At 44.2% G+C, this 20,125-nt stretch carries 16 protein-coding genes; all 16 read left to right on the forward strand.

Translation table 11 applies throughout. From position 1 onward, the window contains the following. Positions 1-11: 11 nt before the first annotated feature. On the forward strand, positions 12-3,530 hold the full coding sequence (tssM, locus tag ACLIIY_RS24565; RefSeq protein WP_434528692.1) for a type VI secretion system membrane subunit TssM: 3,519 nt from the start codon (positions 12-14) through the stop codon (positions 3,528-3,530). Further along, positions 3,512-4,207, forward strand: coding sequence for a type VI secretion system-associated protein TagF (gene tagF / locus ACLIIY_RS24570; protein ID WP_054823237.1), 696 nt, complete (start codon positions 3,512-3,514; stop codon positions 4,205-4,207). Before tssM ends, tagF begins: the two co-directional genes overlap by 19 nt. 10 nt (positions 4,208-4,217) lie before the next feature. Further along, positions 4,218-5,012 carry a PP2C family protein-serine/threonine phosphatase gene (locus tag ACLIIY_RS24575; protein WP_258491377.1) on the forward strand — a complete coding sequence of 265 codons (795 nt, stop codon included), beginning with the start codon at positions 4,218-4,220 and terminating at the stop codon, positions 5,010-5,012. Then, positions 5,005-6,144 carry a type VI secretion system protein TssA gene (gene tssA, locus ACLIIY_RS24580; protein WP_050917919.1) on the forward strand — a complete coding sequence of 380 codons (1,140 nt, stop codon included), beginning with the start codon at positions 5,005-5,007 and terminating at the stop codon, positions 6,142-6,144. The genes ACLIIY_RS24575 and tssA overlap by 8 nt, the downstream gene beginning before the upstream one ends. Before the next feature lie 15 nt (positions 6,145-6,159). Beyond that, positions 6,160-6,690, forward strand: coding sequence for a type VI secretion system contractile sheath small subunit (tssB, locus tag ACLIIY_RS24585; protein ID WP_434528693.1), 531 nt, complete (start codon positions 6,160-6,162; stop codon positions 6,688-6,690). After that, a complete protein-coding gene (gene tssC / locus ACLIIY_RS24590) occupies positions 6,690-8,183 on the forward strand; it encodes a type VI secretion system contractile sheath large subunit (protein WP_005426776.1) in 1,494 nt (497 codons plus the stop codon). Before tssB ends, tssC (ACLIIY_RS24590) begins: the two co-directional genes overlap by 1 nt. An 81-nt stretch (positions 8,184-8,264) precedes the next feature. After that, positions 8,265-9,776, forward strand: coding sequence for a type VI secretion system contractile sheath large subunit (gene tssC, locus ACLIIY_RS24595; RefSeq protein WP_434528694.1), 1,512 nt, complete (start codon positions 8,265-8,267; stop codon positions 9,774-9,776). A gap of 9 nt (positions 9,777-9,785) precedes the next feature. After that, positions 9,786-10,583, forward strand: coding sequence for a type VI secretion system accessory protein TagJ (locus ACLIIY_RS24600; protein ID WP_199460484.1), 798 nt, complete (start codon positions 9,786-9,788; stop codon positions 10,581-10,583). A gap of 8 nt (positions 10,584-10,591) precedes the next feature. Then, complete coding sequence (gene tssE, locus ACLIIY_RS24605; RefSeq protein ID WP_434528695.1) at positions 10,592-11,056, forward strand: type VI secretion system baseplate subunit TssE; 465 nt, start codon at positions 10,592-10,594, stop codon at positions 11,054-11,056. Further along, positions 11,053-12,876: a type VI secretion system baseplate subunit TssF gene (tssF, locus tag ACLIIY_RS24610; RefSeq protein ID WP_434528696.1), complete on the forward strand. Its 1,824-nt coding sequence runs from the start codon at positions 11,053-11,055 to the stop codon at positions 12,874-12,876. The genes tssE and tssF overlap by 4 nt, the downstream gene beginning before the upstream one ends. Then, positions 12,873-13,835, forward strand: coding sequence for a type VI secretion system baseplate subunit TssG (gene tssG, locus ACLIIY_RS24615; RefSeq protein ID WP_418111521.1), 963 nt, complete (start codon positions 12,873-12,875; stop codon positions 13,833-13,835). Before tssF ends, tssG begins: the two co-directional genes overlap by 4 nt. Before the next feature lie 10 nt (positions 13,836-13,845). Further along, positions 13,846-16,410: a type VI secretion system ATPase TssH gene (gene tssH / locus ACLIIY_RS24620; RefSeq protein WP_434528697.1), complete on the forward strand. Its 2,565-nt coding sequence runs from the start codon at positions 13,846-13,848 to the stop codon at positions 16,408-16,410. A gap of 207 nt (positions 16,411-16,617) precedes the next feature. Further along, the gene (locus ACLIIY_RS24625) at positions 16,618-17,097 is read left to right on the forward strand and encodes an Hcp family type VI secretion system effector (protein ID WP_005426862.1); all 480 of its coding nucleotides are present in this window, start codon (positions 16,618-16,620) and stop codon (positions 17,095-17,097) included. Between the two features lie 50 nt (positions 17,098-17,147). Beyond that, positions 17,148-18,983: a type VI secretion system tip protein TssI/VgrG gene (gene tssI / locus ACLIIY_RS24630; protein WP_434528698.1), complete on the forward strand. Its 1,836-nt coding sequence runs from the start codon at positions 17,148-17,150 to the stop codon at positions 18,981-18,983. A gap of 12 nt (positions 18,984-18,995) precedes the next feature. Then, positions 18,996-19,286 (forward strand): PAAR domain-containing protein, encoded by a 291-nt coding sequence (locus ACLIIY_RS24635; RefSeq protein ID WP_020196276.1) that lies wholly within the window; start codon positions 18,996-18,998, stop codon positions 19,284-19,286. After that, the gene (locus tag ACLIIY_RS24640; RefSeq protein WP_434528699.1) at positions 19,287-20,117 is read left to right on the forward strand and encodes an NAD/NADP transhydrogenase beta subunit; all 831 of its coding nucleotides are present in this window, start codon (positions 19,287-19,289) and stop codon (positions 20,115-20,117) included. Positions 20,118-20,125: the final 8 nt, after the last annotated feature.

Raw genomic sequence — 20,125 nt, forward strand, 5'->3', positions numbered from 1 at the left:
AAGTGAGATAAATGAGTATCCGAGAAGTAGGCAAGATCTTTACTCAACGCTGGTTTATTGGCTTAGTTGGTGTCGCAGCTTGTTCAATCTTTATATGGGCTGTTGGGCCACTAATTACCGTTGCAGGTTATGAACCTTTAAAGACGGATTTTCAACGTCTCGTCAGTATTTTGGTGTTGGTTTTCGTTTGGGGGATTTTCAATCTTACGAAACAACACAAGCAAAAAGTAAAAGAAGACGAGAGTATTCAGACTTTGTTAGAAGTTGACTCTCAATCGGATAAAGAAGCCGCTTCTGAAATCAATGTCTTGCAAGATAGGATTGAACAGGCAATTAAAGTCGTGACTAAAACACATAAAGGAAAACGCAGCCTTTATGAATTGCCGTGGTACGTTTTGATTGGTCCTCCTGGTACGGGTAAAACAACGGTTCTCAAGCAGTCTGGTTTGGAATTTCCTTTGGCTGAGTCAATGGGTACAGATTCGGTCGCTGGGGTTGGTGGCACTCGACATTGCGATTGGTGGTTCGCGAACAAAGCGGTGTTAATTGATACTGCAGGGCGCTACACCACGCAAGACAGTCAGGAAAAGGTCGACTCAAAGGCTTGGCATGGGTTCCTTGGACTACTTAAAAAATATCGAACTCAGAGACCAATCAATGGCGCTATCGTGACGGTGAGTTTGGCCAGCATGATGTCGCAGACTCGCACTGAGCGCAGCTTGCACGCAAGAGCAATTAAGGCTCGTTTACAAGAGTTGAAAAATCAATTAGGCATGCAATTTCCAATCTACGTACTGCTTACTAAGATGGATCTCGTCGCGGGGTTTAATGAGTTTTTTTCTGACTTGAGTAAAGAAGAGCGAGACGATCTCTTTGGTTTTATGTTCCCTCAAGATTGCGAGGATGAGAAAGGCGTTATTTCTCTTTTTAATAAAGAGTTTCATCACCTATTAGAACGTCTTGATGCTCGAATGTTGAGGATCCTTGAAACTGAAGATGACCTTGATAAGCGTGCGCTTATCTTCGAGTTTCCGAAACAGCTGCGTGTACTACAGGCAAACTTAGACGAGTTTTTAACCGATATTTTTGCTCAAAACAGCTTTGAAGAACCGACGCTCATCCGTGGTGTGTTTATGGTGAGTTCGGTTCAAGAAGGGATCCCTGTTAGCCGTTTAATGAATGAAGCCACAAGTGGGTTGGGACTTGGCAAGCTCGGGCTATCAATGAACAGTCGAAGTTCTGATAGTTACTTTGTCAAAAACCTATTTGATCGAGTGATTTTCAAAGAGCAATTGCTTGGTACGGTGAATCGTCATTATCAAAAACAGTCTAGTTGGCTCCATCGAGGCGTTTACATCGGATGTGCAGTGGCACTGGCAGGTGCCTCGGGCGTTTGGTTCACCAGTTACCAGTGGAACGTGAACCTTATTAATCAAACCAATAAGCAGACTGACCATATCAACGCAATGATAGGCGCGGATAGCTTGGACTTTGATTCAGATATTATAAGTGCAATAGAAACGCTTGATCGCATCATGATGTTACCGCTCGGTAAACAAAGCGATTATGAAGAAGAAACTGCGATAAAAAAGTTTGGCCTGTATCAAGGGAATAAGGTCTCTCAAGCGGCGAACAACGCTTATACCTCTGCGTTAAATAAGCACTTTGCCCCAATGATGCTCCAGAGTCTTGTCTCAGAAATGGAAGGAAACCAAGAGCATCGTCAATATCTATACGAAACACTTAAAACTTATTTGATGCTGTTTAACCCAAATAAATATCAGCAAGAGGAAGTCCTGAGTTGGTTTGGTTTCTACTATGAACGTCATTACCCTGGTGTACTTAATGAGATGCTAAGAGAGCGCTTAATGACGCACACTCGAAATTTGCTGGACAGCAATGAGCGAGGGCTTTCTTACGACGAATCATCGGTAGCGAAGGCTCGAAAAGTCTTAACACAAATGTCTTTGCCGGAACGCGCTTACCAACGTATGAAGTTGCAGTTTGCGAAAAGTCATGTGCCTTCATTTAGGTTGACTGACGTTCTGGGACCGAAGGGTTTAGATCAGTTCGAACGAAACAGTGGTAAGCCACTATCGCAAGGTATTTCTGGTTTTTACACTTACAACGGATTCCATAGCATTTTTCAAATTCAAATTAACCGCACGGTAAAGAGCTTGATGGAGGAAAACTGGGTCTATGGGGACGATTTAAAAGCGCATGAGATTGACCATGCAAGCGCTATTCGAGGTGTACAAGAGCGCTATTACCAAGATTATATCAATGAGTGGAAAAACTTGATTGAAGACATCCAGCTTAAACAGGCGCCAAGTTTAGAGTTGGCTTCCGCTCAGGCGAGGGTGTTCTCTGGTGTCGAAAGGCCAATTGAATCACTACTGCGTGCGATTCAAAAAGAAGTGGGTTTAACGAAAGTAGTTTTGTCAGAAAACCAAAAAGCCGCTTCTGAAGTTGCGGGAAATGTAGCCAAGGTGAAGTTTTCAAACACGGCTGACAAGCTCGATCTGTATTTACCTGAGGAAAATGCATTTAACGTAGCCTTGCCCGGGAAGGAAGTGGAGCAACACTTTACTGAAATTCTACGTTTGGATGAGCAAGATTTTGACGACATTCAGCAAGCAATGGTTAATCTGCGTTCTTACTTGTCTGATCTATCAAGCTCAGGGAACAATCAAAAAATTGCTTACAAGAGCATTCTAGATGGAACGGTTACCCAAGATGTAGCTGCCTCTTTTGAGCGGGCGCGAGAGTTGCTACCAAAGCCATTTAATCAATGGTTAGGTGAGTTGTCTCAAGAGTCAGTGAAATTTGCTGAGAGTGGTTCTAAAGATCACCTAAACCAGCTTTGGCAAACGCAGGTCGTAAAACCGTATCGTCGCTCTATCGCAGGGCGTTATCCCTTTGTTTCAAATGCGGCCAAGGAAGTGCGGCTCAAAGATTTTAAACGCTTCTTCGGCTACGGCGGAACGATGGACTCTTTTTTTAAAGAGTATCTCGAACCATTTGTGGACACCTCCTCTAGACGCTGGAAACTTGAGAAAGAAATCGGTGTGAGGCCTGAAACATTAGCGGTGTTTCAACAAGCAAAGCGCATTAGACAAACCTTCTTTGAATCTGATAACTCGCTGAGAGTCGAGTTTGGAATGAAGCCAGTCTATTTAGACCAACACATAACTCGCTTTGTATTGGAGTTAGGTGAACAAGACCTCGTTTATAAACATGGTCCAGCACGAGCTAAATCGTTAAGTTGGCCAGCAGGTCAAGATCAAACTCGAATCGTATTTACGCCGCCGGAATCAAAGCGAGAAATTGCTCATACATATGAGGGTGAATGGGGCATCTTTAGATTACTAGACCAATCACTTAAAGCACGTCCGGAGTCACGAAAAGACAACATCGTGATGATTGATCTCAATGGTAATAAAGTTCAGTTGGAGCTGATCCCTTCGAGCACGGTAAACCCATTCTGGTCAAATGAAATGGAGAGGTTCCGATGTCCACAAACGCTTTAACTTCTTCTTGGGGATACATAGGAAAAATGCCGGCTAAAGGGGATTTCGTTAAAGACGGTTTGTCCCAAGAATTTACTGGTCGTTGGCACGACTGGCAGCAAGCGGTGATTGCCGTTAGCCGTGAGCAACTGGGTGAAAATTGGAGCGAGTACTTTTTGACAGCTCCTATCTGGCATTTTGCGCTTGATGTTTCTTACATGGAAGACGCCACTTATATCGGCAGTGTCATTCCGAGCGTGGATTCGTCAGGCCGTTATTTCTTTTTTACGGTGGCGCGCGCAGTACAGGGACCTGCGTTGAACTACTGGCAACAGAGTGACTGGACACAGCATAGCCAAAACCTTGCAGTTGCCGTATTGAGTGATGAGTTTGTTTTCGATGCATGGGCACAAGGGCTGACAGACTCTGACAATCTACCAGCCGAAGAAGCAGGTGTAAGCCAAGTTCCAACGATGGTTTATGAAAGTGATCTGTCCGTCATTTATCAGCGTTCGTCGCAGCTATCAGTGAACAGCCTCTTGAATCGAATGATTGGTAAGGACTACAAAACGCCTTGCTTTTGGTGGACAGACGGTTCGGACAACATCGAACCGTGCATGTTGGTGACATCTGGCTTGCCCTCGATAGGACAATATTCCGCAATGCTAGACGGCAATTGGCAAAAGTGGAACTGGTAGGAAGCGAAGAATGAATTGGAATTACTTTACTTTTGCTAAGACGCACCCAGGAAAAGTGCGACCTTATAACGAAGACGCCTTACTTGAGATGTCTGAAGCTGGACTTTGGGTTGTAGCGGATGGAATGGGTGGACACAGTGCGGGGGATATTGCGAGTCAGATGTTAGTGGATCGTATCGCTCGCCATATCAAAGACAGCAAAACGACTAATATCGATGAACTAAGAGCTGTTGTCCAGCAAGCAAACAAAGAGATTTTTGATTACGCACAAGCCCGCTTAGAGGGCAAAACCATGGGAACGACTCTTGTCTTATTGTTTATGCAAGATGGCTACTTCCACTGTTTATGGGTAGGAGACAGCCGCATCTATCAACTCAGAGAAGGTCGCTTCTCCCAAAAAACCAGAGATCACAGTCAAGTCATGGATTTGGTTGAGCAAGGTCTATTGGCTTTTGAGGATGCAGAGTCACATCCACTGGCTAATGTCATTACACGAGCGATTGGTGTGGACGAAATAGTCACAATAGACCAAATATCAGGCCAGCTTGCAGACGGAGATCAATTTCTTTTGTGCAGTGATGGATTATCAAAAGAACTCACCAACGATGAGATGCACAAGACACTTTATGCAGACTCGGTTAATCAGGCGGGCTTAGCTTTGATGCATTCTGCATTAGTGAGAGGTGCGAGTGACAATGTCACGTGTGCTTTGATCAAAGCCTGTTGTGAGAGAAGCGAGCTAGACGGACGAACACAAGAGGATGCCACTATCCCAGTATTCTTGAGGAGCAAGGCGAATGGTTGATCCAAAAAGTGTATCTGACTCTAGCAGGGTATTCGATTGGTTGGCTCCGGTTCTATTGCCAGTATCAGAAGAGCGTCCAACAGGTGTAGATCCGCGTGAAGACGTGTCACCTCAATCGGCATACTACCGTTTAAAAGACAGTCGAATGGCGGCACGCAATGCTGAGCGCAATGCGATTATCGAAGAAGAGAGCATATTAACGCACACAAACTTGTGGCGTGTCTTTATTGACGAGGTTCCGGATATTCTTTCTCGCCAATCAAAAGACTTAGAATTTGTTGCATGGTTAATTGAAGCCCTCACGCGTCTTTATGGATTTCGTGGCATGGGGGTTGGCTATGAAATTGCCTCAAACTTCATCGACAATTTTTGGGAACAACTATATCCAATGCCTGATGAAGACGGTATGGAGACGCGTATCTCTTCTATTATTGGCCTAAATGGCATCGATAGTGAAGGAACGTTAATTTTTCCTTTAGCATCTATTCCCCTGACTGACATGGGTGTAGAGCAACCGTACGCCTTTTGGGAATATCAGCAAGCGATTGAGTTGGAGAGACTTGATGAAGACAAGCGCCGCTACAAGGTTGAGCAGGGTGCTGTTGAAATGTCCAAGATTAACGACACGGTGAAATCTACATCTGATGAGTTCTATCGTGAACTTATCTCTGACCTTGAGTTTGCGATGGCTGCGTTTAGCCAATTTAGTCAAAAGCTTGATGATGCGGTTGGGGACGTTACACCGAGCTCATACATCTCCAAAAAACTAGATTCAATACATTCGGCATTAAAGCATCTATTGGGCGTTCGTTTTCAAGCTCCATCAGAGGTGACTGAAGTTATTCAGCTCGATCCGACTGAGGATGAGGAAGCACCAACGCTACAGGGGCAAAACGGCGCTTTATTGATGACAAACATGCAATCGCGGGAACAGGCTATTGAGCAGTTACAAAAGGTGGCAGACTTCTTTAGAGAAAGTGAGCCTCATTCACCAGTTTCTTACTCCATCGAACAAATCATTCGTTGGTGTGGAATGCCTCTGCCGGAACTACTGGCGGAATTGATCTCCGACGGAGATGCAAAGAGAAGCTATTTCCGTTTAGTTGGCATAGCAGAACAAAATGAAAATTAAGAAAGGGAGAACGGTATGACGAGTATCCACTCGAAACTGTCACGAGTAAGGAAGCCTCGTGTTCACATTACCTATGATGTTGAAACTGAGGGAACAACGCTGAAAAAAGAGCTTCCTTTTGTTGTTGGTGTAATGGGCGATTTCGCAGGACAAAATACGGAAGTGCTGAAGCCACTCAAAGACCGTCGCTTTATTCAGATCGACAGAGATAACTTCGATGACGTTCTAAAGAAAATGAACCCATCAGTGAAGTTTAAGGTTGCCAACAAACTCGCGAAAGATGACTCTCAATTTGAAGTTGATCTGAGCTTCAAGTCGATGCAAGACTTTGAGCCAGCAGCGATCGTTAATCAAGTTGACCCACTGCGCCAGTTGATGGAAACACGCAATAAGCTACGTGACCTAATGACCAAGGTGGATCGTTCAGAAGAGTTGGAAAATATCCTTGAAGATGTCTTAAACAACACGGATAACTTAACCAAGCTGGCAGGCGAGCTAAAATTAGGTGACGCTCACCCAACGGATAATCCAGAGGGGGTGAAGTGATGACAACGCAAATTGAAAAGCAGCTTGATCCTACCGTTGGTGAGCAGACTTCCTCTTTTCTAGAGCAAGCGATTGGCGCAACTAAGCAAACAGAAGCTTCGCGTGCTGAAGAGCTGATTAAGACGTTAACTGAAGAGGCAATGAAAGGCACAGTCTCATGGAATAAGAACCTAACCGTGACTTTCCGTGAAGCGATTAACTTACTCGATCGTCAGATTTCTGAACAGCTGTCTGAAGTCATGCACCATCCAGAACTGCAAAAACTTGAAGGATCTTGGCGTGGTTTGAACTACCTAGTAATGAACTCAGATACCAGTTCGACACTCAAAATACGCATGATCAGCATGACGAAGAAAGAGCTTCATAAAGATTTGAGTAAAGCGGTTGAGTTTGATCAAAGCCAGATCTTCAAAAAAGTTTATGAGTCGGAATTCGGCAGTGCCGGTGGTGAGCCATATGGTGCATTGATTGGTGATTACGAATTTACTAACCACCCAGAAGACATTGAATCACTTCGCTTAATGTCTAATGTGGCCGCGTCTGGTTTCTCTCCATTCTTATCTGCGGCTTCACCTGCATTGTTTGGTTTTGATGAGTGGACAGAGCTTTCTAAACCTCGTGATTTGGACAAAGTTTTCGAATCACTGGAATATGCGCAATGGCGTTCTTTCCGTGAAAGCGCAGATTCTCGTTTTGTAAGCTTAACCATGCCAAAAGTATTGGCGCGTTTGCCTTATGGACAAGCAACTTCGCCGGTGGAAGAGTTTGGCTTTGAAGAGTTTGACGTTGACTCAGTGTCGGGCATTGCAACGAATGCTGAACATAATGATTACTGTTGGATGAACTCTTCTTATGTGCTGGGCGCTAAGCTTACCGATGCATTCTCGAAATATGGCTTCTGCACCGCTATTCGTGGCGCAGAAGGTGGTGGCCGAGTAGATAACCTACCGACGCACTTCTTCATGAGCGATGACGGCGACCCAGATATGAAATGCCCGACAGAAATTGGCATTACGGACCGACGTGAAGCGGAACTAGGTAAACTTGGTTTCCTTCCTTTGTGCCACTATAAGAATACCAACTACGCGGTTTTCTTTGGTGCACAAACCTGCCAAAAACCAGCCAATCACGATTCTCCTGATGCAACTGCGAATGCGGCCATTTCAGCACGCTTACCTTACATGATGGCAACGTCGCGTTTTGCTCATTACTTGAAGGTCATGGCGCGCGATAAGATTGGTAGCTTTATGGAAGCTGAAGACGTGGAGTCGTGGCTAAACCGTTGGATCTTAAGCTACGTGAATGCCTCAGAAGGTGGTGGTCAAGAAATCCGTGCGAAATACCCACTTGCCGATGCTCGTGTTCAGGTGAAAGAAATTCCGGGTGCGCCAGGTTCCTACAATGCTGTGGCATGGTTGAAGCCTTGGCTGCAAATGGAAGAGTTGACCACGTCATTACGCTTGGTCGCAAAGATCCCTCAATCGGGTGGCTAAATAATGGGTGGTTGGCCTTTGGGTCAACCACTCCTTCCACGCTTGGGAATAGAGATTGAGTATTAAAAGTGACGATTTGGAATGGCTAACGATATGACATTGAATTTCTTAGACCCAAGTGAACTGAAACACGAGTTCAGTCCACTTGGGTGTGCGGAACTTGATAGTCACTGGGTTACCCAGTTTGTCGAGTCAGTAGATTCAATACATTCGGCAAAAATTTGGCTAGAGGGAACAAAGAGTTCAACTGTTGATGACTTTCGATATAGCGTGTTGATGACCATCGATCAGATTGACCAAATATTGGAAGAGCAATTGAATGAGATTATTCATCATCAAGCATTTCAAGCATTGGAAAAATCATGGTTAGGTGTTCGCTATCTGTGTGAGCAAACTGCTAGCCAATCCAGTGAGCCTGTGAAGATAAAAGTACTTTCGGCAACATGGAATGAGGTCAGCAAAGACGCACTGAAAGCCATCGAGTTTGATCAATCTGCGCTGTTTAAATTGTTGTATCAGAATGAATATGGCATGCCGGGTGGTGAGCCTTTTGGGGTGGTGATCGGTGATTACGAACTAAGACATGACCCAGCGAAAAATCACTTTGATCGAGATTTAACGGTGTTAAGTAAGGTTTCGCAAACTGCGGCAGCGGCATTCAGTCCATTCATTCTATCTGCACAGCCAAGTGTGTTTGGTGTTAATCGATTTTCAGAGTTGTCATCGACCACAGATATCGGCGCTCAGTTTGAACAAGTTGAGTACATAAAATGGCAAAAGTTACGAGAATCGGAAGATGCGAAATTCATCGGTATTGCTGCACCAAACGTGTTGTTTCGCTTGCCTTATACCAGAGACGGTTCTCGTATAGAAGGGTTTGATTTCGAAGAGACTATTAATGATTCTGAGCGCGAATTGCAGTGGGGAAGTGCCGCTTTTTGTTTCGCTGCGATTGCAATTCGAACGTATCAAGAACATGGCTGGTTTACTCACATGAGGGGCGTTAAGCAAGGCGATTACACACAAGGAACAATTTTAGCGCCCACGCGAAGTTCAGTGCACTTCACTAGCAAAAATACCCGTGATAGAAGTCCTTTGAACTTAAAGGTTTCAGAGCGGAAGGAAAAAGAAATATCGGATTGTGGATTTATCACCATGTCACCGGTTGCAGAAACCTACATGGTGGGGATGACGTCCAGCGTGTCCATTTATAAGCCAAGACAGTTCGAAGAGCGGCATATCACTATGAACGCCAAGTTGACCTCGATGCTGCAATACACGCTTTGTGTTTCACGAATCGCCCATTACATAAAGGTCATGGGACGAGACAAAATCGGTGGTTATCAAGATGCAGATTCAATCCAACGAGACTTCCAAAAGTGGCTTCATCAATACACAACAGCCTCTGACGAAGCTTCGGATGAACTGAGGGCAAAATACCCTTTAAATGAGGCAAACATCAGCGTTAAAGAAAAACGTGACTCCCCCGGACACTATTATTCGGTGGTTCATTTACGGCCTCATTTTCAACTCGACCAGATGGTGTCGGCAGTCAAACTTATTACGGAATTATCACCAGAACAAGTGGTGTAAGGGAAGACAATGAAAACATGGAAAAATGCGCTTTCTGAGGGCAACTTACAACAGGCTATAACACTGATTATCGAAGACATTAAAGCTTCACCAAAAGATGCAGGGTTACGCAGTTCTTTTATTGAACTGTTGTGTATTGACGGTGATTTTGAACGTGCTGACGATCAGCTCATACAGTCTATTAAATTGTTCCCTGAATATTTATCTGGTGCGAGTCAGCTACGCCATATGGTGAAAGCGGCACAAGCGCGAAAAGACTTTACTGGTGGGGCTGCCACTGCACAGTTTATTGAATTTGATCAGCAGGCCAACGAGCTTGTTGTCGACCTTAATTTAGCCATCAAAAATGAAGAGTTTGACCAGGGCTATGAACTCGCTCAGTCACTGGAAAACATGCGAGAGCAAAAGCGTTTCCTACAAGGAACTCGAGAGTTTGAGGATGTAAGAGATATTGACGATCGTTTATCCGGATACATCGAACTCTTCTCGACGGCAGGTAATTACTTTCTGGTGCCGATCAAAAACATTAAGCAGCTAGACATAAAACAAGCGGGCTCGATGCTTGAACACATCTGGCGACCTGTTGAGTTTGACATTGAAGGCTTGGGTGAAGGTGAGGGGCATATGCCTCTGACTTACATTGATTCTGTTACCGACGCGCAAAAACTTGGCCGAGAAACAGATTGGAGGCAATTAGGTGAAAGTGAACTGTTTGTCGGCCTAGGTCAAAAATGTTGGCTTGTCGGTGATAAAGCTCTGCCAATCTTTGAGCTGGACACGTTGTCAGAAAGCAAGGCATTGGCATAGAGGTTTTTATGCCATTGGTCGCTTCTTTACTCGACAAGCTTATCGATAACGATCCACATCTCAGAGAAGACAAGGATTTTCCGTTGGGTCAGCAAGCATTGGTCGACAATCTTCTAAGAGATTTGGAGTCCATGCTGAACAGCCGTATCGGTTGGACGGAAATTTCGGATGATCTCAGAGAAGTAAAGTCCTCAATTTTAAATTATGGATTACCTGACTTTTCGTCTATGCCATACAGCAGCAAGCAGGGGCAAGATCAACTGTGTGAGATCGTTCGTGATGCGATTTTAGAGTTTGAACCTCGCCTAGAAAGCCCGAACGTTAGCATTCTAGATGAAAAGAGCGCAGTAGACAGAACCTTGAGACTAAAGATCAGCGCGACTTGTCTGATTGGCAATAACACACACGAAGTAACATTTAACTCAGAAGTAGAACCCGTAAGTTTAGGCGTGAAGTTGAGCAGAATGAAATGAGTGACGAGTTTCTTAAGTATTACAACCGAGAGTTAGCTTACTTACGCCATAAAGGGCAAGAGTTTGGCGAGCAGTACCCCAAAATTGCCTCTCGATTGGGGATCAGTGAAGAGCAAGTTGATGACCCTCATGTGGAGAGGCTTCTTGAAGGCTGCGCTTTCATGACAGCTCGTATACGTCAAAGTCTCGATAACAGTTATCCGCAGTTTACGGAATCTTTGATGGGGCAATTACATCCGGATTTTCATGCGCCAATCCCTTCAATGTCGATCATTAAAATGAAATGTAATGAGTCGACCTCTGCTCCCTTTGATGTTTCTAAGGGGGAAAAGGTGATGGTTGGCGCGCCGGGTTACAAAGAATGTGAATTCAGAACGTGTTATGAAACAAGAATGCATCCCTTCGATATATCGGCAGGAACCTTTGAAAATGCCCCGATACAGCCGATTGGTTCTCCTTGGGAGCGTTCGTCTAAATCTGTACTTAAGGTAAAGATCAAGGCTAATGATGGTGAGTCTGCATTAAGTGAGATGGGCGTCGAGACACTCAGATTCTACCTCAATGGCCAAGCACAGCTTACTCAGCGGCTATATCAGCTATTGTTCCAAAGCCTAATCGGGATCTCTGTCTCGGTGAATGGTTGTGAGCAGGCTTCGTACACTCCACGTCACCGCCAAGCTGTCGGTTTTATCGATAGTGAACAAGTCGTGCCCTACAGCAAGCGAAGCTTTTCTTCTTCGAGGATGTTGGTGGAATATTTACATTTCCCCGAGAAGTTTATGTTCTTTGATGTCGTTGACTTAAATCTCGAAAAGTTAGGTATTAACGAGGAGTTGGAACTCAACTTCTACTTTGACTGCAATGATGACTGGCTCCCAAAGCAAGTTGACAAAGACAGTGTGTTATTAGGTTGTGTTCCCATCATCAATCTTTTCAAAACAACAATGGAGCCAAAGCGACTAGAGCCAGTCGAGTACGAATACCAACTGTCTCCACAATACCAAGAAGCAGAGAGCAACGAAGTGGTGTCTATTTCGAATGTCACGCTTAGGAATTGGAATAAAACATACGAGAACTTGCCCAGTTATTTTGCCGGTGAACACACCCATTACATGAACAAAAGCGAGATTTTTTGGGTTATGAGGCGAGAGGATAAGAATTGGGCAGGTGGGTTCGATGAACCGGGCCGAGAAAGCTACATTTCATTCGTGGATAAAAAGCACCGCCTATTTGCTCCTGAAAGTCGTGAAAACTGGCTGATGTACGTGCAGGCGGAATGTTGCAATCGAAACTTACCGCAGAAACTGCCTTTTGGTGGCGGCCTGCCAGAGGTCTCGCTACCGAGTGTTAATGACAATTTTGCTGAGCTTCGATGCCTTGTTTCTTTGTCTGAGACGGTGAGGCCGGAAATGGATGAGAGCACGCGATGGCAACTAACCAAACTGCTTACCCTGACTCATTTTACCGATGAGGACGGACTCTCTACGCTCAAGCAATTACTCAACTTGTACGCGTTTACAGGTAATGCGGAAACGAAATCGCTGATCGATGCTCTGGTAAATTTCGAGTATCAGCAAACAACGGGAAGGGTGAACGAAAAAGGTAAAGTTGGATTTGCTCATGGTGTAAAGCTCATATTGACCGTCTCTGAACAAATGATATCTAAAGAGCAAGTCTTCCTTTTAGGCTGCGTCTTGTCGGTGTACTTCTCTCAGTTTGCGGAAGTAAACATTTTTACGCAGTTAGAAGTAAAACTTAAATCGACAGGCCAGTTATTTCATCGGTGGCCAGCACTGATCGGAAACAAAGCTCTGTTATGAAACCAGAAGAGTTCTTAATTCAGCTGAAAAAGCGACCGTTGTTCGAAGCGATTCACTTAATCGAGCAAGCGTTGCTTCGTTCACAAGCTCAACTAGGCTCGGATGAGTTACCCAAGAAAGAGAAACTTGAGTTAAAAGTAAACGCCTCATTGGGTTATGAGAATGCACAACTGGTTAATGCGACACTTTCTGAACATAAAGTTTTCCTAGAAACGAACTTGCTTGGATTAACGGGTGAGCAAGGCGTTTTACCAAGCTACTACAGTGAATTGGCCATCGGTCGTGAAAAGGCTGGTGATGGTGCAATGGTTGATTTCTATAACATTTTCAATCATCGCTTGCTGTCACTGTACTACCGAAGTTGGCAGTTGAGTCAATTTGCGGTGCAGGCACGTGAGCACAATAAGGGCAATCGAGCGCCTCTGTTGAGCAGTCTTGAAGCGGTAACTGGGCATGAAAAGCGGCTGAACAATTACTATGCAGGATTGTTTGCGCAGAAAGGTCGCGGTAAAGGTGCGCTAAAAGACTTAATTGAGCACCTCACAGGCTGTGATGCTAAGTTACACGAGCTTCAGGGGCAGTGGATGAATGTATCGCAAGATGAACAAACGAAGCTAGCTGGGGGCTCATTGCCTGAAGGGCAGTTTGCCCAATTGGGGCGAGGAGCTTCTATCGGTGCCAAGGCTTGGAATATCAATGCAGGAATTACCATTGAGCTGTTTCCGACAAACACATTACAAGTTGAGCAATTACTGCCAAATAAATCGAGCTTAGCAACCATAAAGTCAGTTGTGCAGGACTTTGTTGGTAAGCATAAGCGCATTAATTGGAAGCTCACGACACGTCATAAACATTTACCTCAAGTTAGTCTTGTTAAAGGTTCTGGTCAATTAGGGATAGGAACCGTTTTGGCAAAACATAAACGAACCAAAGATCGAAAAATAACAATTACCATTTAAGGGAATCAAAATGGCTTTACTCTCACTTTCAGCGTTGGTCGAAAGGTTATCACCTGTTGCACGAGAAACACTTGAGCAAGCTGCCGCTATGGCCAGTTCGCGTACCCACCATAGTATTGAAATGACGCATTGGTTACTCACCATCGTCCAAAATCCCAATCAAATCTATGCTGAAGTGTTCGATAGATTTAATGTAAACGCGCAGGTAGTTGAATCACAGCTACTATCTCAATTAGAAAAGTATAAAACAGGTTGTGAGTCAGTTCCGGGACTTTCAGCACATACAGTTTCGGTGATGCAAAACGCCATGATGGTCTCGACGATTGAGTTTCAAGCAACGGACCTCGACTGTATCCATCTGCTAAGTGCTTATTTGTCCGATGACAGCTTGGCGAACGTGATGAACCAAGTCAGCACAGAGCTAGACAAAGTAGAGGCAAGTGCACTCCTTGGATTATCAGAGGCGAATTCGCCACATCAAGCTGGCGTTACTAGAACTAAAGGGTCGAACGCGGCATTGGATCAGTTCACCGTGGATCTTACTGAACAAGCAAAGGCAGGGAAGATTGATCCAGTAGTTGGACGAGAGAATGAAATCCGTCTAATGATTGATATTTTGCTTAGAAGGCGTCAAAACAACCCAATACTGACGGGCGAAGCGGGGGTCGGTAAAACAGCGGTTGTCGAAGGACTGGCTCAAAAGATCGTCGACGGAGATGTCCCTCCAGCGCTAGAAGGCGTTTCAATTAAGTCTCTTGATATGGCTCTGCTTCAAGTAGGAGCGGGCATGAAAGGCGAATTCGAAAATCGGTTAAAAAACGTAATTAAGGAGGTTAACGAGTCTTCCACGCCAATCATCCTTTTCATTGATGAAGCGCATGGTTTGATTGGTGGTGGCGGGCAAGCCGGTCAAGGTGACGCTGCGAACATTCTCAAACCCGCTCTGGCAAGAGGTGAGCTGCGAACGATAGCAGCAACGACCTGGGCGGAATACAAAAAATACTTTGAGAAAGACGCAGCCCTGACAAGACGATTTCAAGTCGTCAAAGTGGAAGAGCCAACGCCAGCGGTTGCCGTAAACATGTTACGTGGACTACTGAGTGTTATGGCTGAACACCATGGTGTTTACATCACCAGCGATGCTTTAGAAGCCGCTGTACAGCTCTCCTCGCGTTACATAAATGGAAGGCAGTTGCCAGACAAAGCCGTTTCCGTTTTAGATACCGCATGTTCCCGCGTAGCCTTGAGCCAAAATGCCATTCCGGGGTTGCTCGATAGCAAAAGGAAATCTGTTCAACTTAAACAAGACGAGTTAAAGCAGCTTGAGAAAGAGTTTCAATTTGGCTCGGAGAATACTGAATCAGTCCAGCGCATAAGACGAGATATTGATGAGTTATCTACTCAGGTCTCTGACTTGGAGTTGCAATGGAACAAAGAACAAACGTGGGTTGAACAAGCGATAGCGTTACGCGAAAAAATTGCTCTAGAACCATTAAGTGAAGATAAGAAAAAATTAATGGAAATCGAAAGCGACTTAAACGCGAGTGCGCAGCCTTTAGTGTTTTCCCATGTTAGCGAGGCTTTGATTGCTGAAGTGATATCGGACTGGACAGGGATTCCACTAGGCAAACTGCAAGATGATGAAATAAAAGCCGTTCTAAATCTAAAAGAGAGCTTGATTGAGAGAGTTGTTGGTCAAGACCATGCGTTAGAAATCATGTCTGAGGTGATCAAAACGGCGAGTGCGCAATTGACTGATGAATCCAAGCCAAACGGAGTGTTTTTATTAACTGGTCCAAGTGGTGTGGGTAAAACGGAATCTGCGTTAGCGATTGCAGAAAAAGTGTATGGTAGTGAGGACAACGTTACGACAATCAATATGTCGGAGTTCAAAGAAGAACACAAGGTCTCATTGTTGTTAGGTTCTCCTCCAGGATACGTGGGTTATGGTGAAGGTGGTGTATTAACCGAAGCCGTCAGACGTAAGCCATATAGTGTAATACTGTTAGATGAAATGGAAAAAGCACACCCAGGAGTCCAAGATATTTTTTACCAAGTCTTTGATAAAGGGATAATTAAGGACGGCGAAGGCAGAGATATCGATTTCAAAAACACGATTATCATCATGACAGCGAATACAGGGACGGATACCACCATGTCACTGTTCGATGACCCAGAACTAGCCCCTGATCCAAGTGCACTAAAAGACGCACTACACGATGACTTACTGAACGACTTTAAGCCCGCCTTTTTAGGAAGAGTGAATGTCCTTCCGTTTGTACCTCTGGATAAGGAAGTACTGACCCAAATTACACGCCTCAAGCTGAAAAAGGTGTCAGACAGAATTGAAAAACACTATTCGGCTGAACTTCATTTTGGTGATGCTCTTGTAACCGACATAGTGGATAGCAGTAACGAGTCTGGGAGTGGGGCAAGAGTCGTGCAAACAACCATTGAAAATACGCTATTACCGAAAGTTTCTCATGAAATATTGAACGCCATTCTTAATGGTAAGACATTTGAAATAATTAATGTCGAAGGTTCTGTTAATTCATTGAACGTCTCACTTATTTAACAGTTTTTCTAAAGTAAAAATTATTTGAGAGTCGCTTCATAATAAACATTTTTGATCAGAAATAGCGCTTAATTAAATTCTTAATTAAAGATATAAAAGAGCGTATTTAAAATAAAGTTTTTGATACATCAATCATTAATTATCAAAATAGAATAGATAATTAAAACATTAAGCAATATGTCATTAATAATGCTATAGGAGATTAGCATGCAGTCTAACACGTATCTTAAATATGCAGATATTAAAGGTGAAGCAACTGCTGAGCAGTACAAGGATCTAATTACACTACTATCTGTAGATTGGAGTGTTGGTCGTGAAATTTCATCATTCACTGGTACTGCTATGGACCGTGAAGCAAGTGCAACACGTCTATACGACCTGACAATCACTAAGCTTCAAGACCGCGCGTCACCGGATCTATTTAAAGAAGCGACAATTGGTAAAGGTAAACCAGCTGTATTCCACATCACCAAGCAAGGTGAGAAAGTGGAAGAAATCATGAAAATCGAGCTTACAGATGCAATGATTTCAAACTACTCAGTGTCAATTCAAGATGACCGCCCAATTGAAACTATCACTATTTCATACACTGAAATGATGATGACAGTGACACCAACTGACGATAAGAACAACACATCTGCACCATTAGTATATGGCTACAGCGGTGTGAAAGGTCAACAAATGTAATTGAATTGCGGGAAGTCAACGCTTCCCGCTATTTTATAAAGAAGTATCTAATGAAAAAAGCGACACAGAAAAATAACTTTATTCGTATTTCTACACCATTTGGTACAGATGCCATTATTCTAAATTCATTTGAATATAAGGAAAAAGTATCAGATCTTTTTTCATTACATGCACAAGCTTATTTCAACGGGCAACACGAAGAGCTCAATAATATTATTGGGCAAGAGGTTGTTATCGCTATGGACAATGATCCAAGTGTTAGCTTTCAACCCCGTTACTTTCATGGTGTCGTCTCACGAGCTAAGTTAACAGGTTCTCGGGTGACCACCGCTCATCAAGGTGAAAACTATCGAAATATCGATTTACTTATTGAGCCTAAAGTTCGCTTTGCCGATTATCGAGTCCACTCCCGTATTTTTCAAAACAAAGACATCAAAGAAATTGTGTCGGAAGTATTATCTGAGCATGACGTAAGCTTTAGCCTAAAGCTTACCAAGTCGTACTCTAAATATATTTATAAAGTTCAATATGAAGAATCTGATCTGGCATTTGTTGAACGACTTCTGTCTGAAGAAGGGATTGCTTACTGTTTCTCACATACAAATTCAGCACACATACTGGAATTGTTTGACGATCTTAACTTTTACATACCTGGCTCAGAGTTTCTTGTCGAACATACGACGGGAACAGGTCAAGCAAGCCACATTTACTCTTGGAATGAAACGCAAATACTGACGACAAAAGCCGCACACAAGTCCGGCTTTAATATGCTCAAGCCTTTATCACCTCCACAGAATCTTACTAGTGGATCTGCACAACTGTTTTCGGTGCCAAATAGTGAGCACTACGAATACTTAGCTGAAGCAGAAACTGACGATGAGTTTGTGTTGCGAAATACACACGCGATCGAATCACTTCAGCAAGACGTTTATCAATGCAGTGGTGAATCGAGCTGCAGAACATTTGCTGTCGGCAAACTTTTTAAATTTAAAAAGCATGAGGATAAGACTCGAGTAGGAAAAGAGTATGTGCTTTCTTCTGTCGCACTTTCTGCTGCGGTATTTAACCAAACGGGGCAGGGCGGTACATCGTCACAAGGTGTGAGGGTTTCGTTTCATTGCGTTGACTCAAACACCATTCTGCGCCCAAAAATGCAGAGGCTTAAACCGCAGATTAGAGGTTTGCAAACCGCAATTGTGACAGGAAACAAAGATGGCGAAATCTACGTCGATAAATTTGGCCGTATCAAAGTGCAGTTCCACTGGGATCGTGAAGGTAAATATGATGCGAACAGTTCATGTTGGATTCGAGTCGCTCAAGCCACTGCTGGCAATGGCTGGGGGAGTGTATTCCATCCAAGAGTCGGACAAGAAGTTATCGTCGATTTTGTAAATGGAGACCCAGACCAGCCAATCGTAACTGGGGCTCTTTATAACGGTACCCAGCTAACACCCTATCAATTACCTGCTCAAGCTTCTCAAAGCGGCTATAAGTCCCGTTCAGTACAGAAAGGCGGCGACAAGTTCAACGAGCTACGTTTTGAAGACAAACCCGGCGAAGAACATGTGTATTTGCATGCTGAGAAACTCTTTCAAATGGTGGTGGAAGACAATGCCGAGATTGCTGTAGAGAACAATAAAAGTGAAAGGATTACCAATGATTTCATGCAAGAGGTTGGTAATAACGCGAGTCAGAAAGTAGGCAAGAACCAAGGGATTGATATCGGTGAAGCACTTGTCGTTAAAGCGGGTAAGAGCATTGAAATAAAGGTAGGAGGGGCGTCCATACAAATGTCGAGCTCTGGGGAGATCAACATTAAAGGCAACAAGATCTCTATTAATGGTTCAGCCATAGCACTTAAAGCTGGTCAAATTTCTCTTAACTAAAGGTGAGCAGATATGGGTAAACCAGCCGCGGTATTGGGGAGTCACCATGTGTGCCCCAAAAAAACAAACAAAGTCCCTCATGTAGGTGGTCCTGTCGTTGTCGGTTCTCCAAACGTGAAGATTTCAGGTATTCCGGCTGCGCGTCAGGGAGACAAGCTTTCTTGTGTGGGGCCTCCAGACACTATTTCATCCGGGTCTTCGAGCGTCAAAATCAACGGAAAACCTGCGGCTAGGCTGGGAGACTCCACTGCGCATGGCGGTAAAATTGTTGCCGGTAACTCAGCAATATTAATTGGTGGGTAAATGGCGCTATTGTTTCAATCCCACCTTTGTATGCTGGGCGATCAAGCGTTTTCTATAGAGCAATTGGCAAACAATACGCTAAGGCCATCAGAAAAAAACGAACTGATTCCACAAGCCAGGGAAAGCTCAGTCCTGCCTGCCTATGACAGATTAACTCACTATTCAAAAGCACTGTCTGAATGTGGTGTCGAAGGGCAAGTTTATCTTCTGTTACCAAAGCTATCGGACAAGGTTGAGCTTCAACGTATTACAACGCTGCTTCTTTCGGTGTTTCAACGAGTAGAACCACAACATTTGGCGTTATATCCGTATGGGAACGCGTCTTTTCTGATGGCACTGAGTCACATCCAACGAGCAGTGAAACAGACTAAACCATTATGGATTATCGCTTTACATGTTGCCAATGCTAAAGGGGAGCATGATTCATTAGTTGTCGCGCGTTGCTCCGCGCAAAAACAGGGACTTATATTCAATAAGATCGCAATTGATCTTCAACTCGATAGTAACAACACCGCGGTTTCAAATGTCGTCAAGCAACTTGGAAAGTCGTGTGTAGAGGAGTTGGATGAATTGATGTTGTCAGCCGAAGGCGATGAGCCTGTGTGGCTGGAATCAATTCAATTCCTTTCTCCTTGGGTTAATAGAGACACCTCCTATCGGCTAATAGGTACCACGACTGGCCCTTTGGGGGCGAGTGGAGGGGTATTGAAGGCGATTTGTGCTTGCCTGCAGTCGAAAGAAACACAAGATAAAAATTATTCAGGTATTCAGCTTGATATTGAGCGCGGTGGGTATGCTGTCGGCGCTACTTACCGCTGGGGTAGTGAGTAACTTACAAA

The organism is Vibrio sp. K4 (assembly GCF_051122595.1).
GTDB classification, from domain to species: Bacteria; Pseudomonadota; Gammaproteobacteria; order Enterobacterales; family Vibrionaceae; genus Vibrio; species Vibrio owensii.

Bases quoted from the DNA above. Each gene is read 5' to 3' on its own strand.
- tssG (WP_418111521.1), top strand. From the start codon at position 12,873: ATGAAACCAGAAGAGTTCTTAATTCAGCTGAAAAAGCGACCGTTGTTC.
- ACLIIY_RS24600 (WP_199460484.1), top strand. From the start codon at position 9,786: ATGAAAACATGGAAAAATGCGCTTTCTGAGGGCAACTTACAACAGGCT.
- tssH (WP_434528697.1), top strand. From the start codon at position 13,846: ATGGCTTTACTCTCACTTTCAGCGTTGGTCGAAAGGTTATCACCTGTT.
- tssC (WP_434528694.1), top strand. From the start codon at position 8,265: ATGGCTAACGATATGACATTGAATTTCTTAGACCCAAGTGAACTGAAA.
- ACLIIY_RS24625 (WP_005426862.1), top strand. From the start codon at position 16,618: ATGCAGTCTAACACGTATCTTAAATATGCAGATATTAAAGGTGAAGCA.
- tssA (WP_050917919.1), top strand. From the start codon at position 5,005: ATGGTTGATCCAAAAAGTGTATCTGACTCTAGCAGGGTATTCGATTGG.
- tssI (WP_434528698.1), top strand. From the start codon at position 17,148: ATGAAAAAAGCGACACAGAAAAATAACTTTATTCGTATTTCTACACCA.
- tagF (WP_054823237.1), top strand. From the start codon at position 3,512: ATGTCCACAAACGCTTTAACTTCTTCTTGGGGATACATAGGAAAAATG.
- tssF (WP_434528696.1), top strand. From the start codon at position 11,053: ATGAGTGACGAGTTTCTTAAGTATTACAACCGAGAGTTAGCTTACTTA.
- ACLIIY_RS24575 (WP_258491377.1), top strand. From the start codon at position 4,218: ATGAATTGGAATTACTTTACTTTTGCTAAGACGCACCCAGGAAAAGTG.
- ACLIIY_RS24635 (WP_020196276.1), top strand. From the start codon at position 18,996: ATGGGTAAACCAGCCGCGGTATTGGGGAGTCACCATGTGTGCCCCAAA.
- ACLIIY_RS24640 (WP_434528699.1), top strand. From the start codon at position 19,287: ATGGCGCTATTGTTTCAATCCCACCTTTGTATGCTGGGCGATCAAGCG.
- tssC (WP_005426776.1), top strand. From the start codon at position 6,690: ATGACAACGCAAATTGAAAAGCAGCTTGATCCTACCGTTGGTGAGCAG.
- tssM (WP_434528692.1), top strand. From the start codon at position 12: ATGAGTATCCGAGAAGTAGGCAAGATCTTTACTCAACGCTGGTTTATT.
- tssB (WP_434528693.1), top strand. From the start codon at position 6,160: ATGACGAGTATCCACTCGAAACTGTCACGAGTAAGGAAGCCTCGTGTT.
- tssE (WP_434528695.1), top strand. From the start codon at position 10,592: ATGCCATTGGTCGCTTCTTTACTCGACAAGCTTATCGATAACGATCCA.